Source organism: Deinococcus taeanensis (genome assembly GCF_020229735.1).
Taxonomy (GTDB): Bacteria; Deinococcota; Deinococci; order Deinococcales; family Deinococcaceae; genus Deinococcus; species Deinococcus taeanensis.
This window is the reverse complement of the sequence record NZ_CP083455.1, coordinates 2,522,462-2,538,166: the sequence shown is the minus strand read 5'-3', so window position 1 is coordinate 2,538,166 and position 15,705 is coordinate 2,522,462. Positions and strand designations below refer to the sequence as shown.

The window sequence follows — 15,705 nt, the reverse complement described above, 5'->3', positions numbered from 1 at the left end:
GGGGATCAGGCCCGCCGTGACGTGCACCCGGCGGGGCTGCTATACTCCCGTGCGCGCCGGAACCGGCCTTTCGGCACTCGTAGCTCAGCTGGATAGAGCGGCCCCCTCCTAAGGGGCAGGCCCCGCGTTCGAATCGCGGCGAGTGCACCACCATCAGGTCCCCGCCTCTTCTGGGTGCGGGGACCAACTGATTTACCACCAGCCGCGCCGTTTGAAGGTCACGGCCAGGGAGGTGCCGATCAGCAGGAAACTGCCCCACGCGAGCGCGTACCCGTACGGACTTCTCAGTTCGGGCATGTGCTCGAAGTTCATGCCCCACACGCCCGCCAGGAACGTCAGGGGCAGGAACACCACGCTGACCGCCGTGAGCGTGCGCATGACCTCGTTCATGCGCTGACTCTGCAGGTTCAGGTGCAGGTCCAGCAGGCTGGTCAGCATGTCCCGCAGGCCCTCAAAACGTCCCGCGGCGCGCGTAAAGGAGTCCTGCACGTCCCGGTAGCGCACCAGATCGGCGGGCGTACCGTGGGCGTGGCGGCCGATCAGGGCGGTGGCCTCACCGGCGTCCGTGGCGAGGCGGCGCGCCTGGGCCGCCACGCGCTTGAGCTCGAACACATCCGGCACGGGATTCTGACGCTGCCGCTGGAACACGCGTTCCTCCAGGGCGTCCACCTGCTGCTCCAGCGCGTCAGCCGCGGTGAAAAAGGTATCGGCCGTGTGATCCAGCAGCTCGTAGGTCACTTCCTGCGCGGTGTTCACGCTCTCCCGGCCGGTCAGCGCCCACACGCCGGTCAGCGCGCGCGTACCGCTGCTGGAAAGCGTCAGGACCGCGCGCTCGAAGGTGAAGACACTCAGCCGCTCGGTGAACTCATCAGTCTCCTGCGGCCGGGCGTAGGAACGGACCGTAATGAACGCGTGCTCCGGGTACACTTCCGCGCGGCTCCAGTGCCCCTGTTCCAGCGCGTCCTCCAGCGCCAGGCGGTTCAGAGGAAACGCGGCGCGCAGGGCGCTCACCTCGTCCGGCGTGACCCCCTGCGCGTCCACCCACACGTCCTGCGTTTCCCCCTGCCAGGGAAACTCCTCCCCGCTGCTGAGCCGCCGCGCCTGAATCATGACCCGCAGCATGCCAGACGCCGGGCCCTATCCTGTGAGGGTGAACGCGTGGGTGTGGGTGATGGCAGGCGGCGCGCTGGGCGCCGCGGCGCGGTACGGCACGCAGCTGGCGCTGGCGCCCCTGGCGCTGCGGACGGGCTTTCCCGTGGCGGTGCTGCTGATCAACCTGCTGGGGTCGTTCCTGCTGGGGCTGACCGTGGCCCTGGTGGGCCGGGGCGTGTGGCCGGAAGTGGCGCGCGTGGCGTTCGGAACGGGCGTGCTGGGGGCGTTCACGACCTTCAGCACGTTCAGCGTGGATGTGGACACCCTGCTCACGCGCGGGCAGATCGGCTTGGCCCTGCTGTACGTCACCCTGAGCCTCACGCTGGGCGTCCTGGCGGCCCTGGCAGGGCGCGCCCTGGGAGCGCGCCTGTGACGCGCCGCCGGAAGAAGACCGACGCGACCCGCCCGCCCGAACAGTTCCTGGACCTCGCCGAGCTGCTCGCGTACGTGGGGCAGGTGATTGCGCGCGGCGTGCCCGGCGCCGTGTGGGTACGCGCCGAGATTGCCAGTGTCACCGACCGGCGCCACCTGTACCTGGACCTCGTGCAGACCGGCGAGGCCGGCGAAGTGGCCCGCTGCCGCGCGACCGTCTGGGCGCGTGAGCGGTTCAGTCTGGAAGGCAAATTCCGCCGCGCGACCGGCGGTACGCTTACGGCCGGCCTGAAGGTTCTGCTGTTCTGCGAAGCCACCTTTCACGAGCAGTACGGGTTCGCCCTGAACGTGCTTGACCTCTCCGCGGAGTACACCCTCGGGGACGCCGCGCTGCGCCTCACGGAATCCCGCGAGACGCTGGTCCGCGAAGGCGTGTACGGCCTGAACCGCCTGCTGCCCCCACCCGCCGACTACGCGCGTTTCGCCGTGATCGCTCCGCGCGAAGCGGCCGGCCTGGGCGACTTCCGCCGGGACATCGACCCGCTTGAAGCCGTGGGGGTCCTCCACCCCCTGTACCTGGAAGCCACCTTTCAGGGCCGCGACGCCGCGCCCAGTCTGCTGCGGGCCGTACACGAAGCCCGCACCCTGCATGAACACGAACCGCTCGACGCCCTGGTCATGATTCGCGGTGGAGGGGCCGTGACGGACCTCGCGTGGCTGAACGACCTGCCCTTCGCGCGGGCCCTGGCGACCTTCCCCGCGCCCGTCATCACCGGCCTGGGGCACGCGCGGGACGACACCCTCCCGGACGAGGTGGCGTGCGTGCGCGTGGACACCCCCAGCAAAGCCGCCGCGCTGATCGTCCGCACCGTCACGCAGGCCGCCGCGCAGGCCCAGCAAGACACACGCACCATCCGCACGCACGCCGCGCAGGTGCTCGTGGAGGCCGAAGCGGGCACCCTCTGGACCATGGACCGGACCCGCAGCGCCGCCGCGCGCCAGGCCGACCACGCGGCGGCCAGCGTTGACGCCCTGATGCGCCAGGCACTCGGCCTGACCCCCGAACGCACCCTGGCGCGCGGCTACGCCCTCGTGCGCGGCCCCGCCGGTCAGCCAGTCACCCGCGCCGCGCAGGTTCAGGGCGGCGAAACCCTCACTCTTCAGTTCACGGACGGCAGCGTCCAGGTCAGCGCCCAGCCGACCAGCAGCACCGAAGCCTGAGCGGCCCCCCGACACGCCGCCGTTCACCTTCAGGTCAGGACTGGCCTCCCTCCTCGCCGGTCGCCACTGGCCGGTCAGCACTGATCCAGTCACTCCACGACCCGGCGTACAGCCGGTTGTGTGCGCCCAGCGGCACACCCGCCAACTCCCGCGCCAGCAGGTTCGGGGTGGCGCTCACGCCGCTGCCGCAGTACGTGACAGTCGCCGCGGCCCCGGCGTTCAGGCGCGCCTCCTGCTCGGCGCCGCCCAGCCAGTGTCCCCGTTCATCCAGCGCCCCTGACCAGTCCCGGTTCACCGCGCCGGGAATGTGCCCCGCCTTGCGGTCAATGGGTTCCACCTCACCCCGGTACCGGGCGGGCGCCCGCGAGTCAATCAACAAGGTGCCGGGTGCAAACGCCTGAACATCTGCCGCCGTGGCCACCAGTTCAGACTGAACGTCCGGCGTGAAGGTGACTGGAGAAAACGTAGATTCGTCCGCGCTGGTGGCGCCGCCCGCCCTGACCCAGGCGGGCCACCCACCGTCCAGCACCGCCACACGGCGGTGCCCCAACCAGCGCAGCAGCCACCACGCCCGCGCCGCATAGAACCCCTGCCCGCCACTGGGGTCGTCATAGCACACGATCAGGCTGTCGTTCCCGATGCCGACGCTGCCCAGCCACGCGGCCAGCGTGGCTGGGTCCGGCAGGGGATGACGACCACCCGTGCCCTCAGACTGCACCGGGCCGCTCAGGTCGGTTTCCAGGTCGGCGTACACCGCGCCGGGCACATGCCCCTCCAGGTACGCAATACGGCCAGTCAGCGGATCGCTCAGGGCATACCGGCAGTCCAGGACCTGTACCTGCGGGTGGTCCAGGTTCGCCAGAAGCCAGGAAACAGAAACCAGCGGGGTGGGCAGCTCGGGCATACTGCAGGCTACACCCCGGGCCCGGCTGAAACACAACAAAAAATCCGCCCTTCTCGGACGGTGATAAAATAAATATAGCGTCGAATGCAGCCTTCGTCAAGGGTATGCAGTGGCTGGTCGACGGTTCAGGGGCATGACGCGTTGTCGTGATGGATGAAGAGCCAGACGACGGTTTCGACAGGCGCCTGGCGGCGACTGAAGGCCAGGGAACGGCGCACCAGATGGGTCAGGCGGGCGCGCAAGGTCGCGTTGCAGGGCTCCAGCTGCTGAGTCCCACCACTGCGGTGCAGCTTCCCCAACACGGCACTTTTGTATGGAGTCAGGCGGTCGGTATGACAGACCGCGTTCAGGTGCGGTGTGTCCAGACTGTGCCACAGCCCGTACGCGCCAAGGGTGTCGTGCTGACCGAGGAAGCATCCGACAGATCGTCGGGTGTGCCGGTTCATGGCCAGCCAGAGCCAGCGCGACCGTTGATGGCTGCTCACGAACGTGCATGCCTCGTCGCAAACCAGCACCCCCTTCAAGGGTGCTGGTTTGCTGCTGGGGACAGCGGGTCATCAACGCCGTGTGGAACGCGGTGGCTCAACCTTGTGAGGTGCAGACGGAATCAGGAGCGACTGACCCCGGTGACCCGACAGACGCCGCGGTGGGAGAACGTTCGGTCAACAACCGGTGCACCAGGGCGATCGTGTCAGCCGGAATTCGCTGTCAGGCCGGGTGCGGCATGAACGGGTGGGCACAGCTGCGGCACAGGTTCCGTTGCTTGCCGGTATGGGGATGGCCGTTTCTGACGATGCGGGCGGCACCGCACTGCGGACACCCCAGACCCCTCATGCCTCATGAGGTACCCGTCCTGCTCAGAAATCCACGGCCGGCCACTGTGCGGTGTGCCACTCGCCTGGCGGGCTATGAGGGCATTGTGTTTGGAGCGTTTCCCCGCATGGGAGGGCCAGTGACCGGGACGGTTGAATGCCAGGCATGGCTGGCATCACTTTCAGACCGTTCTTTGGCCTTTCCTCCCCCGTCAGAACACGTCATTCTGTTGAACCATCGACTCTGATCAGTGAGTTGCTTGCTGGTGCGTGCTGGCGATCATGGGGTGATCATGCCGGGTTTTCTACCCTCTGGGTGCATCACTCTCCCAGGAGGAACCACCATGACCTACTCCCTGCCCCGCCTCGTGACGCTGACTTTCGCCCTGTGTGCGCTGCCCGGCGCAGCTTCCGCGCTGTGCGCCGCACCTCCCGACCTGAACGGCGTGTGGCGCGCCAACGACGGCGGCACGTACTACGTGCGGCAGGCCGGCACGCAGGTGTGGTGGGTGGGCCTGAGCAGCGACAACGGAAAAACCTGGACCAACGTCTTTCACGGTACCCGCAGCGGCAACGTGGTCAAGGGCACCTGGGCGGACGTCCCGCGCGGAAACGTTCGCAGCGGCGGCACGCTGACGCTGAACATCGCGGGAACGACCGGCGTGCTGGGCTTCACCCGCGCTGGCAGCAGCGGCGGCTTCGGCGGCTCGAAATGGTTCATGCCCTGTGACGACACGGTCCTGAACCCCGTGGACTGAAGTCAGATCCCGCGTCGGGCCCACCCGAGGGTGGGCCCGGCCACTGTGCACTGCATTCCCCCGGCCACACACCCGGTGCGGTAGACTCTCCTGTCGCAGGCCCCCTCACCGTGAGGCGCAGGCCGTTTCGGCGGAACCCCCCATGGCGCCCGGGGTGGAACCGACACCGTACAAGGAGCGTCACCATGCATAAAGTTGCCATTGTCGGCCGACCAAACGTCGGCAAGTCCAGTCTGTTCAACCGCCTGATCGGCCGCCGGGAGGCGGTGGTCGCAGATTTCCCTGGTGTGACCCGTGACGCCAAGGAAGGCTTGATGCTGTACCACAACCACCGCATTACCCTGATTGACACAGGGGGACTGTGGAGCGGGGACGAGTGGGAGGAGGCCATCCGGCAGAAAGCCGAGTGGGCCATGGAGGGAGCGCAGGTCGTGATGTTCGTTCTGGACCCCCGCGAGGGCCTGAGCGCCGCCGACTACGAGGTGGCCGAGTGGCTCCGGCGCCTGGGGAAACCCGTGATCATTGCCGCGAACAAGATCGACAGTCCCAAGCACGAGGTGCATATGGCTGAGCTGTGGGGGCTGGGTTTCGGGGACCCGGTCGCCATCAGCGCTGAGCACGCCCGCGGCCTGGACGACCTGCTGGACCGGGTGATGCAGCACCTGCCCGAGGACACCGAGGACGTCCCGGAGATCGCTCCCATCCGCATCAGCCTGATCGGCCGGCCGAACGTGGGCAAGAGCAGCCTCCTGAACGCCATCACGCAGACGGACCGCGCCATCGTGGCCGACCAGCCCGGCACCACCCGTGATTCCCTGGACGTCGAGTGGGATTACGGCGGGCAGCGCTTCGTGCTGGTTGATACGGCCGGGATTCGCAAGAAACCCGACACCGCCATTGAGGACTACGCGATTCAGCGTTCGCAGGCCGCCATTGAGCGCAGCGACCTGATCTGGCTGGTCGTGAATGCCGGGGACCTCGGGGATCATGAGCTGAAACTCGCGAACCTCGCCTACGACAGCGGGAAACCTGTGATTGTCGTGGTGAACAAGTGGGACCTCGTGCCCGACGAGGAACTCAAGCGTGCGGAGAAGGACCTCAGCCAGAAGCTGCATCACATCTCGTACGCGCCGCGTGTGTACACCAGTGCCCTGAACGAGTACGGCATTCACGACATGCTGGCCGAGGCCATGAAACTGCACGAGAAGTGGCAGAGCCGCATTCCCACCAGCGAACTGAACCGCTGGCTGGAAGTCTGGCAGATGCGGCAGTCCGTGCCGAACTTCCACGGGAAGAAACTGAAGATGTACTTCATGACGCAGGTGGAAACGGCGCCGCCCACCTTCGCGATTTTCTGCAACCGGGCGGACTTCGTTACGCGCGCCTACGAGGGCTTCCTTCAGAACCGGATCCGCGAGGACCTGCAGCTCGCCGGAATTCCGGTGCGCCTGAAGTGGAAGGAAAAAGGGCCGTACAAGAAAGGCAAGAAAGACGACGAGGAGTAACCCCCCTCGCCGCGCAAGCCCCCGCATCGGCGGGGGCTTCGTGTTGCGTTGCAGGGGTGCGCCTCGCCTCAGGCCGGTGCGGCCCCCCTGGACCTGCCCGGCTTCTACTCCTGGGGGCACGGCGTATGGTGGCGTCACGTCCCCCTGAACGCCGGCGCTCAGGGCTGGTAGGTTTTGGTGACGCCGCTGGGGCCGTCTGCCAGGCGGGTGCGGTAGAACACCAGACTGATGGGCAGGTTGCTGCCGCTGCTGGGCACAAAGTCGATGTTCAGACGGTCACTCTGGGCGCGCCACAGCAGCACGGGCTCGTCGGGTTTCAGGGCGTTGCCGGTGCGGGGCAGCTTGATGGTCTGCGTGATGGGTCCGTCCTGGATGTTCATGGCGCCGCGGTACAGCCCGCCGCGGGGGCTGAGGGCCACGGCGGTGCCGGCCGCACCGTTGACTTCCAGGTCGTACAGCACGCCGTAGTTGCCGCTGAGGCGCACACCCTGGCCGGTCAGGGCGTCCGTGCCGGTCAGGGCGGGGTCCACGCGGCCGTCACCGATGATCAGGCGGGTGGGCAGCGCGCTCAGGGTGACGCGCAGGGTCCGCACGGCGTCCGGGAAGGTGCCCCGCACGTGCCGGCCGTCGCTTTTCAGGTACGGCAGCTGCTGCGTGACCTGCGGGGTGGGGGGCAGGGTGTCTTCAAGCATCACGAACGTGAGTTCCACCCGGCCGGACGTGCTGAGGTCCTGCATGACGTTCACGCCGCTGCCGGGTTTCAGGGTGGGGCTGGCGTACACGGCGGCCGTCTGGCCCGGGGCGAGGGCAAGCGCGGCGCTGCTGGCCGACGCGAAGTATTCCAGCAGGGTGACCTGACCGAGGATGCTTTCCAGGCGGGTGGGGGCAGTTTCGCCCAGGCGTTCGCTGCGGACTTCCACGGGGCGGCTTTCGAGGTTGCGGGCCAGGACGTACAGGCGGGCGGTGCGGCCCAGGCCGTTCAGGTGGTAGCCCAGCAGGCGCGCGCGGCCCGTGACGCTGTCCTGGTACAGGATGCCGTTCTGGTCGGGAATTTCGGGACTGTCGCTGAACAGCAGCGGGTAGCTGGGGCCGGCCTGCGGCGTCACGAGCGCGGACGGGTAGTTGAGGACGTGCGGGTCGGGGAAGGCGTCGCCGGGCTGCGCGTACTTCAGGGCGTAGGTCAGGGGCGTGTCGACGGGGCTGCCCTCGACGCGGATGGTGCGCGTAAACGGCTGGCTCTGCAGGCCGCGGCTGTTCGTGACGGTCAGGGTCACGGTGTACGTGCCGGGCTGGAAGTACACGTCCTGCCGGCCGGTCCAGCGGCGGGCGGTGATGTCGGCGCCGTCCGGGTCGAAGGGGTACTCGGTGTACACGACGCGCTCCCCGGGGGCGTACACGTTCTTGTCGGTGCTGAAGCGCGCCTGGGGGATCAGGGGGTTGCCGCCGTCGCGCAGCGCGGTGAGCGTAAAGGTGCGCCCGGCGTCATCGGCACTCAGGTTGGCGTTCAGTGCGTCGGCGAGGGTGCGGACGCTGACGTACAGCACACCTGCGAAGGTAGCGACGGTACCGGCGGGCTGCGCCGCGCCGTTCAGGGCCGCGGTGTTCAGGCGCGTGTCGATGCTCAGGCGCGCGAGTTGCACCTGCGCGCCGCTGCCGGGCAGAGGCTGGCCGAGCAGCGCCGCCGTTTCCCGCAGCGGCAGCATGGTGCGTCCGCTGATCAGGCGGGCCGGCGCGCTCAGCTGGGTGGGCAGGCCGTTGACGTACACGCTGGGGTCATCCACCGTGAAGGTGAGCTGCACGGAGCCCAGGGTGGGCTGGGCGGCGTGGGCGCGGCTGAGGCTGGTGGCCGCCAGCAGCGGCGCGCCGCCCGTGAGGGGCGGCGTGAGCAGGCCAAGCAGGGAGAGGAACGCCGTTCGGAAGCGCTGTGTGGGCGCAGAGCGCAGGAGGAGGGGCCGGTCAGAACGCATCCGCTGAGTATGCCGCGTGAACCTGACGGGTGTCTGCCCCTGTGTGAAGGTGACCGCTTCCTGAAGGTCCAGGCGGTGACTTGATGGGGTGCGTTGCAGTCCATGTGCAGGGGCGCGGCATACACTGGGGCATGAGTCTCAGGCCGGCGGTTCGGGTGGCGCTGTTCCCTGTTGTCAGGGGGGCCGTGTGAAGCGTGTGCCGTGGCTGTGGGTGGCAGCCACGCTCGCGGTAACGGTGGTGATGGCGTGGTTGTTGTGGCCGCGTTCGCAGGCCGGTGAGCTGGACGTGACGGCGTTTGCGTCGGCCCTGTCGCGTGGGCAGGTGAGCACGGCGAACATCACGTTCCAGAACGGCACGGCCGTCGTGACCGGCGACCTCGACGGCGCGCCGTACCGCACGCGGACGCTGGCCGCCGATCCGCTGCTGACCGTGGACGCCCTGCAGGCGCGGGGCGTGAACGTTTCGTACGCGGCGCCGTCGCGGCTGAGTGTGCTGGGCGCCCTGAGCCTGCTGCTGACCGTGGCGCTGATTGTGGGCCTGGTGGTGCTGCTGCTGCGCAGCCGGCAGAGCAGCAGTTCGGACGCCGCCGGGAACTTCGGCCGGTCGCGGGCGGCGGTGATTGCCGAGGGGCAGATCAAGCTGACGTTCAACGACGTGGCCGGCTGCGACGAGGCCAAGCAGGACCTGCAGGAAGTCGTGGACTTCCTGCGCCAGCCGGAACGTTACCACCAGCTCGGCGCCCGCATTCCCCACGGGGTGCTGCTGGTCGGTCCTCCCGGCAGCGGCAAGACCCTGCTCGCCAAAGCCGTCGCCGGTGAGGCCCGCGTGCCGTACTTCAGCATCAGCGGCAGTGACTTCGTCGAGATGTTCGTCGGCGTGGGCGCCGCCCGCGTGCGCGACCTGTTCGAACAGGCCCGCAAGTCCGCGCCGTGCATCGTGTTCATCGACGAGATCGACGCGGTGGGCCGCAAACGCGGCGTGAACATGCAGGGCGGCAACGACGAGCGCGAGCAGACCCTCAACCAGCTGCTCGTGGAAATGGACGGCTTCTCCAGCGGGCAGGAGGTGATCATCCTGGCCGCCACCAACCGCCCGGACGTGCTGGACGCCGCGCTGCTGCGCCCGGGGCGCTTCGACCGGCAGGTGGTGGTGGACGCGCCGGACGTGCGGGGCCGGGAGATGATCCTGCGCATCCACGCGCGCAAGAAACCGCTGGACGCCAGCGTGGACCTGGGCGTGATCGCGCGGCGCACGGCAGGCATGGTGGGCGCGGACCTGGAGAACCTGCTGAACGAGGCGGCGCTGCAGGCGGCGCGTTCGGGGCGCACGCGGATCGTGGGGCGGGACGTGGAGGAAGCGCGCGACCGGGTGCTGATGGGGCCGGAGCGCCGCTCGCTGGTGGTGCGTGAGGCCGACCGCAAGGTCACCGCCTACCATGAGGTCGGTCACGCCCTCGCCGCCCAGCTCCTCCCCCACGCGGACAAGGCCCATAAACTGACGATTGTGCCGCGTGGCCGCAGTCTGGGCAGCGCGCTGTACACCCCGGAAGACCGCATGCACCACACGCGGGCGGCGCTGCTGGACCGGATCTGCGTGGCGCTGGCGGGGCACGCGGCCGAGCAGGTCGCCACCGGGCAGGTCACGACCGGCGCTGCGAACGATTTCCAGCAGGCGACGAGCATCGCGCGGCGCATGGTCACCGAGTGGGGCATGAGTGAGGTGGGGCAGCTGGCCCTGGCGCAGGACAGCGGCAACTACCTGGGGTACGGGCCGCAGCAGGGCGTGTACAGCGATCACACGGCCGCGCAGATTGACGTGGAGGTGGCGCGCATTCTGAACGGGCAGTACGAGCGGGCCGTGGAGCTGCTGGGTGAGCACTCGCACGTGCTGCACCGCCTGACCGATGAGCTTGTGGCGCGTGAGAGTCTCAGCGGTGAGGAACTCCAGCTGGTGCTGGCCGGTGGAACGCTGCCGCCGGTGGAGGTACCGGGCCGTGGTGAGGACGGGCCGGCCCCCAGTGGTCAGCTGACCCCCGGTCCTGCCTGATGGGCTGAGCGCAATGAGACGAGGGGAAGTCACGCTGACTTCCCCCTCTGCCTTTGAGCGTCAGGTGCGGTCGGGAACGGCGCACTGGCCGTCGTCGCAGCCGTCAGCGGGCGCGGCGGCGCCGAGCAGGGTCAGGGGCGCGGGGTGCGTTTCCTGCCACACCTGATTCAGCGCGCCGAGCAGGGTGGCGGGGTCCTGAGCGCCACTGACGCCGTACTTGCCGCCCAGCACGAAGAACGGTACGCCACTGATGCCGAGCGCCTGCGCCTGGGTTTCGTCCTGCCGGACAGCCTGGGCGTGGCGGCCCTCCTGCAGCGCGGCGCGGACCTCGCTGCCGTCCAGGCCGGTCTCCTGAGCCAGGCGAACCAGGGTGTCCAGGTCGCTCATGAGTTCACCTTCGCTCATGTAGGCGCGCAGGAGGCGTTCTTTCATGGCGTCCTGGTGACCGTGCAGGGCGGCGTGATGAATCAACTGGTGCGCCAGGAAGGTGTTGCCCAGCCGGGCTTTCTCGAACTGGTAGGTCAGGCCCTCGCGGGCGGCGGTGCGGGTGACGTGATCCATCATGCCCTGCGCCTCGGCGGGGCTGCGGCCGTATTTGTGGGCGAGGGTGTCGCGCATGGTCTGGGGATGCTCGGCGGGGGTGCTGGGGTCAAGTTCGAAGGCGTGCCAGACGATCTCAACCTGCTCCTTGTGGGCAAAGTCGTCCAGGGCGCGTTCCAGGCGGCGTTTGCCGATGTAGCACCAGGGGCAGGCGACGTCGGACCAGATGTCCACGCGCAGCTTGTCGGGGCTGGAGGGGGTGAAGGGGGCGCTCATGACCCGATGATGTCATGCTTTGGAAAGTAAAGCATGGTCGAACGCACAAAGTCCCGATGGGCCAGCTCGCCTCATGAGGGCCCGAGCTACACGGCCCACTTATGAGAGCGGCAGGCAAAAAGGCCGACCAGATCACCCTTTAGACTGACGACACCAGCATGAGGCCAAGCCCGGAGTTCTCACCACCTTCACGTACAGTAAAAGGCACATGAAGCGAACAGCCATCTTCCTCTCATCTGGCCTGCTGTTCACGGTCGCGACCGGCAGCTTTGCCCAGAGCGGCGATCCCTTCACGCGCGCCGTGCCCGGCGCCGCCACCCCCAGCCTGCAGGGCACCCCCACCACACCCATCACCCTGACCGGCGTTCAGACCGCCACCTTCGGCGAACCGCGCTTCAACACCCAGGGCAACGCCACACGGGTCGTGTTCGACCTGCCCCGCGGCGTCACCTACACCCTGACCCCCACCTTCACCGGCCTGCGCGTCGACATCCAGGGGGCCCGCGTGCTGCCCTCCGTCACCGCCCGGCTGAGCGATCACATCACCGAGTACCGCGCCGGCGGCGGCCAGGCCACCCTCATCACCCCCTACCCGCTGTCCCCCACCGAAGGGTGGCGCGCCAGTGAAGCCACCATCGCCACCGGCAACCGGGTCCTGATTCTTGAACTCGGCGCCGGCGTCAGTGGCGGCGCCAGCGCCGGCCTGCAGGGCCGCGTGCTTGCCAGCGCCCCCACCAGTGCCGCCGCGCAGGCCGTCCTGAACACCCCCCTGCCCGGCACCCTGCCGCCCGGCGATCAGGTCCGCAGCGGCCCCACCCTGCCCCCCGCCCCGGTGCTGCCCGGCGCGAACCCCGCCCAGCCCAGCGCCCTGCAGGGCACCGCGCCCGGCACGCCCCGCGCCGCCCAGCTGAGCGCGCCCCGCATCGGCAAGAGCCCAGGTCAGACCCGCGTGGTGCTGGATCTGCCTCCCGGTGCCAGCTACCGCATCAGCACCGGCCAGACCGGCCTGACCATCACCCTGACCGGCGTGACCCTCACCGCGCAGAGCGGCGCGAACATCAGCCCCGAACTGCGCAGCTGGAACTTCACGCCCGGCGCGCAGGGCGGCACCCTGAGCCTCAGCACCGCCACCGCCACCCGCGACCGCAGCGGCTGGCGCGCGCAGCTGTTGCCGCCCACCACGGGCGACACCGCCCGCCTCGCAATCGACCTGTCCCCGGCCCTGGCCGACCTGACCCCGCTGCGCCCGGAAGACCGCGACCTGCAGGCCGTCGCCCCCATTCCCGCCACGCGCGGCACCGCCCTGCTGGCCTTCAGCGCCAATTTCATGAAACCCCGCGTGGTCATTGACGCCGGGCACGGCGGCCGCGACCCTGGCGCCGTCGGGTCCGTCATCGAGAAGGACGTGACGCTGGCGGTCGCCCTGCGCGTGCGGGACCTGCTGGCCCCCGCCGGCGTGGACGTCGTCCTGACCCGCGACAGTGACCGGGAACTGAACACCGTCAAGAACGTGGACCTGCAGATGCGCGCCGCGATGGGCACGCCCGGCACGCAGCTGTTCGTGAGCATCCACGTGAACGCCATGGACGCCAGGAACGCCCTGCGCGGCTACGGCGTGGAAACCTGGTGGAACCCCAACCACCCCCAGAGCAGCGCCCTGGCCGCCCTGATCCAGAACCGGCTGGTGGAGCAGACCGGCGCGTTCAACCAGGGCCTGAAAAACACCCAGTCGCTGAGCGTGCTGCGCAACAGCCGCGTGCCCGCCGCGCTGGTGGAGATCGGCTTTGCCAGCCACCCGGTCGACGGTCTGAACCTGAAAGACAGCAACTACCTTGACCGCGTCGCCCTGGGCATCGCGCAGGGCATCCGCGAGGCGCTCGTGACCGGCGTGACCGCCGACCAGACGACCGACGCCGCGAGCCTGAACGCCCGGCGCCGCTGACCGCCCAGGCCCCCCTCTGGCACAATGCACCCATGACCGACTCCGCCCCGCCCGGCTTCCGTGAGCGCGTCCTGACCCTGGTGGCCCGCATTCCCGAAGGGCGCGTGATGACCTACGGGCAGCTGGCCCTGCTGGCCGGGCAGCCCGGCGCAGCCCGGCAGGCGGGGTTCGTGCTCAACAGCCTTGCCGGCGGCAGCGACCTGCCGTGGCAGCGCGTCATCAACGCGCAGGGCCAGGTCAGCACCCACAAAGCCGGCTTTGGGGACATGCAGGAGAACCTCCTCAGGACCGAAGGTGTCGTGTTTGACGCGCAGGGCCGCTGCGACCTGAGCCGCCTGCAATGGTGGCCCGACGGGGACCGCGCCGCGCCCCCACCCCCCCTGCTGTAACCCGGCGCGTCCCGGGCAAGCGCGGCACAGCATGAAGAAAAGCTCACGCTGACACGGCAGGACGCGCTCCTGACCGGGCGGTATGCTCGCCGTATGAATGGAACGCGAACCGGACGCTGGACGGCAGGCAGCGTGGCCTCCTGGGCCCTGGGCGTCACGCTGGGCGTCATCCTGGGCATTGCCCTGCTGATCGTCACGCCCCGCCTGATGGCCACCCCGCAGGCCGTCACGACCGGCGCGCAGGCCGCCGAGGAAGACAACGGCGCGCCCGGCAGCGGCACCAGCCGCGCCCTGGACGGCGAAAGCACCGCCAGTGGGGAGAAAGGCAACGCCCAGGGCAATGACACCGCCAACGCCAGTGGCAACGGTGGGAACGCCGCCCAGCAGAACGCCGGGGGCGAAGGCAAGAACGGCACCACAACCACCGCCAGCCGCGACCTGGGCAGCAGCGGCGATTCCAACAGCAACATGGACACCGGCGCGAACCCCGACAGTGACGACGGCCCCCAGCCGGGCGTGCCCAACGGCGGCGCCACGGCCGCCACCGAAGGCACCCCCGACGACAGCGGCACGGTCGACGAGCAGGCTCCCGGCAGCGCCGAATCCGGCCAGACGATCTTTGCAAGCAACTGCGCCGGCTGCCACGGCGCCCAGGCCCAGGGGCAGATCGGCCCCAGCCTCGTCACGGCCGACGGCCCCAAGGCGTGGACTCTGGCGCAGTTCACCACCACCCTGCGTGAAGGGCGTACCCCCGAGCGTGAACTTGCCCCCGTCATGCCCCGCTTCAGCGCCCAGCAGCTCAGCGACGCGCAGATCGCGGACATTCAGGCCTGGATCAAGACCCAGTAACCCACCCGGGAAGCGTCCCGCCAGGCCCGGGCGGGACGCTTTGCGCTGGCAGGCCAGTCCCCTGGGCCTTCAGGACCGGACCGGCGGCGCGCTGAGGGCCCGCGCCAGGGCCTGCAGCGCCGGTTGAGCCTCATCCGCCGGGCGGTACAGCAGCCGCCAGCGCTGCGTGGGCACCAGGGCGCGCACGTCAAGCAGTTCACGCACCTGCCCGGCCGCCAGGGCCTCCTGCGCCGCGAACAGGGGCGTCAGGCTGGCCCCCAGACCCACCTGCACAGCCCGCACCACCGCCCGCAGGTCCGGCACGATCAGGGCCTGAGGCGCCGCGAAGCGCACGCCGAACGTCTGCGTGAACAAACGGCGCGTGACCGGCAGGTCCACGCTGTAACTCACCCAGGGCCGGGCATTCAGCCACTCGCCCGCCGCGTCGGCCGGCAGGGCAGGCCAGTCAGGCGGGCCGATCAGGACGAACGGCACGTCCAGCAGGGCCCACTCGGTCACCGCGCGGCTGCTCAGCGGCTCCGGGGTGAGCAGGGCGTCCAGCCGGCCCGCCTCCAGCAGCGTCAGGTGCTCCCGTGCGCCGCCCAGCGTGACGTGCAGGTCCGGCGCGCCCGGGTGCAGGCGCGGCAGCACGAAGCCCTGCAGAAATTCAGGCGGGCAGCCCAGCCGCAGGGGCCGCCGCTGCGGCCAGGGCAGCCGCAGGTCACGGGCGGCGCCGTCCAGGCGGTCCACGGCGTCGGCCACCTGCGCGTACAGCTGCTCACCCCGCTCGGTGGGCCGCATGCCGCGCGGCGTCCGCGTGAACAGCCGCTCCCCCACGCGGGCCTCCAGCGCGGCGAGCTGCGCACTCACCGCAGGCTGGGTCAGGTGCCGTTCCCGCGCCGCGCCGGTCACAGTGCCCGCGCGGTACACCGCCACGAACACCCGGAATGCGTCCAGTGAAGCCATCAGTCTGACTTATACCACCACCCCGC

The 15,705-nt window shown here is 69.5% G+C and carries 15 protein-coding genes and 1 tRNA gene; 9 read left to right on the top strand and 7 right to left on the bottom strand.

The features are described 5' to 3' along the window. Nucleotides 1–73 precede the first annotated feature (73 nt). Nucleotides 74–150, top strand: a tRNA-Arg gene (locus tag LAJ19_RS12205). A 42-nt stretch (nucleotides 151–192) separates the two neighbouring features. On the opposite strand, the gene LAJ19_RS12200 is transcribed toward LAJ19_RS12205, so the two are convergent. After that, complete coding sequence (locus tag LAJ19_RS12200) at nucleotides 193–1,110, bottom strand: magnesium transporter CorA family protein (RefSeq protein ID WP_225476019.1); 918 nt, start codon at nucleotides 1,108–1,110, stop codon at nucleotides 193–195. A gap of 61 nt (nucleotides 1,111–1,171) precedes the next feature. Between LAJ19_RS12200 and crcB the strand changes: the two genes are divergently transcribed. Together crcB and xseA are read left to right on the top strand one after the other, a co-directional pair. Beyond that, nucleotides 1,172–1,525 carry a fluoride efflux transporter CrcB gene (crcB, locus tag LAJ19_RS12195; protein WP_432804247.1) on the top strand — a complete coding sequence of 118 codons (354 nt, stop codon included), beginning with the start codon at nucleotides 1,172–1,174 and terminating at the stop codon, nucleotides 1,523–1,525. Beyond that, on the top strand, nucleotides 1,522–2,745 hold the full coding sequence (xseA, locus tag LAJ19_RS12190) for an exodeoxyribonuclease VII large subunit (protein ID WP_225476018.1): 1,224 nt from the start codon (nucleotides 1,522–1,524) through the stop codon (nucleotides 2,743–2,745). The genes crcB and xseA overlap by 4 nt, the downstream gene beginning before the upstream one ends. A gap of 34 nt (nucleotides 2,746–2,779) precedes the next feature. Here the strand turns inward: xseA and LAJ19_RS12185 are convergent, their stop codons facing one another. From LAJ19_RS12185 to LAJ19_RS22095, 3 genes are all read right to left on the bottom strand, one after another. Next, nucleotides 2,780–3,649 carry a sulfurtransferase gene (locus LAJ19_RS12185; RefSeq protein ID WP_225476017.1) on the bottom strand — a complete coding sequence of 290 codons (870 nt, stop codon included), beginning with the start codon at nucleotides 3,647–3,649 and terminating at the stop codon, nucleotides 2,780–2,782. 125 nt (nucleotides 3,650–3,774) lie between these two features. Further along, nucleotides 3,775–4,164, bottom strand: a complete 390-nt coding sequence (locus tag LAJ19_RS12180; RefSeq protein WP_225523266.1) for an IS1 family transposase — start codon at nucleotides 4,162–4,164, stop codon at nucleotides 3,775–3,777. 193 nt (nucleotides 4,165–4,357) lie between these two features. Continuing rightward, nucleotides 4,358–4,483, bottom strand: a complete 126-nt coding sequence (locus LAJ19_RS22095; RefSeq protein WP_225476016.1) for an IS1/IS1595 family N-terminal zinc-binding domain-containing protein — start codon at nucleotides 4,481–4,483, stop codon at nucleotides 4,358–4,360. Nucleotides 4,484–4,805: 322 nt separating this feature from the next. On the opposite strand from LAJ19_RS22095, the gene LAJ19_RS12170 reads away from it, so the two are divergent. Both LAJ19_RS12170 and der read left to right on the top strand, forming a co-directional pair. Beyond that, nucleotides 4,806–5,219: a hypothetical protein gene (locus tag LAJ19_RS12170; RefSeq protein ID WP_225476015.1), complete on the top strand. Its 414-nt coding sequence runs from the start codon at nucleotides 4,806–4,808 to the stop codon at nucleotides 5,217–5,219. Between the two features lie 185 nt (nucleotides 5,220–5,404). Continuing rightward, the gene (der, locus tag LAJ19_RS12165; protein WP_225476014.1) at nucleotides 5,405–6,724 is read left to right on the top strand and encodes a ribosome biogenesis GTPase Der; all 1,320 of its coding nucleotides are present in this window, start codon (nucleotides 5,405–5,407) and stop codon (nucleotides 6,722–6,724) included. A 158-nt stretch (nucleotides 6,725–6,882) separates the two neighbouring features. On the opposite strand, the gene LAJ19_RS12160 is transcribed toward der, so the two are convergent. Then, a complete protein-coding gene (locus LAJ19_RS12160) occupies nucleotides 6,883–8,691 on the bottom strand; it encodes a stalk domain-containing protein (protein ID WP_225476013.1) in 1,809 nt (602 codons plus the stop codon). Between the two features lie 241 nt (nucleotides 8,692–8,932). On the opposite strand from LAJ19_RS12160, the gene ftsH reads away from it, so the two are divergent. Then, nucleotides 8,933–10,738: an ATP-dependent zinc metalloprotease FtsH gene (gene ftsH, locus LAJ19_RS12155; RefSeq protein WP_225523265.1), complete on the top strand. Its 1,806-nt coding sequence runs from the start codon at nucleotides 8,933–8,935 to the stop codon at nucleotides 10,736–10,738. 60 nt (nucleotides 10,739–10,798) lie between these two features. Here ftsH and LAJ19_RS12150 read toward each other — a convergent pair whose 3' ends face one another. Continuing rightward, on the bottom strand, nucleotides 10,799–11,554 hold the full coding sequence (locus LAJ19_RS12150; RefSeq protein ID WP_225476012.1) for a DsbA family oxidoreductase: 756 nt from the start codon (nucleotides 11,552–11,554) through the stop codon (nucleotides 10,799–10,801). Between the two features lie 208 nt (nucleotides 11,555–11,762). Here LAJ19_RS12150 and LAJ19_RS12145 point away from each other — a divergent pair, with 208 nt between their 5' ends. The 3 genes from LAJ19_RS12145 (at nucleotide 11,763) to LAJ19_RS12135 (ending at nucleotide 14,734) form a co-directional block, all read left to right on the top strand. Continuing rightward, nucleotides 11,763–13,496: an N-acetylmuramoyl-L-alanine amidase gene (locus LAJ19_RS12145; protein ID WP_225476011.1), complete on the top strand. Its 1,734-nt coding sequence runs from the start codon at nucleotides 11,763–11,765 to the stop codon at nucleotides 13,494–13,496. 32 nt (nucleotides 13,497–13,528) lie between these two features. Next, nucleotides 13,529–13,885, top strand: coding sequence for an MGMT family protein (locus LAJ19_RS12140; RefSeq protein WP_225476010.1), 357 nt, complete (start codon nucleotides 13,529–13,531; stop codon nucleotides 13,883–13,885). A 93-nt stretch (nucleotides 13,886–13,978) separates the two neighbouring features. Then, nucleotides 13,979–14,734 carry a c-type cytochrome gene (locus tag LAJ19_RS12135; RefSeq protein ID WP_225476009.1) on the top strand — a complete coding sequence of 252 codons (756 nt, stop codon included), beginning with the start codon at nucleotides 13,979–13,981 and terminating at the stop codon, nucleotides 14,732–14,734. A gap of 69 nt (nucleotides 14,735–14,803) precedes the next feature. On the opposite strand, the gene LAJ19_RS12130 is transcribed toward LAJ19_RS12135, so the two are convergent. Then, nucleotides 14,804–15,679, bottom strand: a complete 876-nt coding sequence (locus tag LAJ19_RS12130; protein WP_225476008.1) for a LysR family transcriptional regulator — start codon at nucleotides 15,677–15,679, stop codon at nucleotides 14,804–14,806. Nucleotides 15,680–15,705 lie beyond the last annotated feature (26 nt).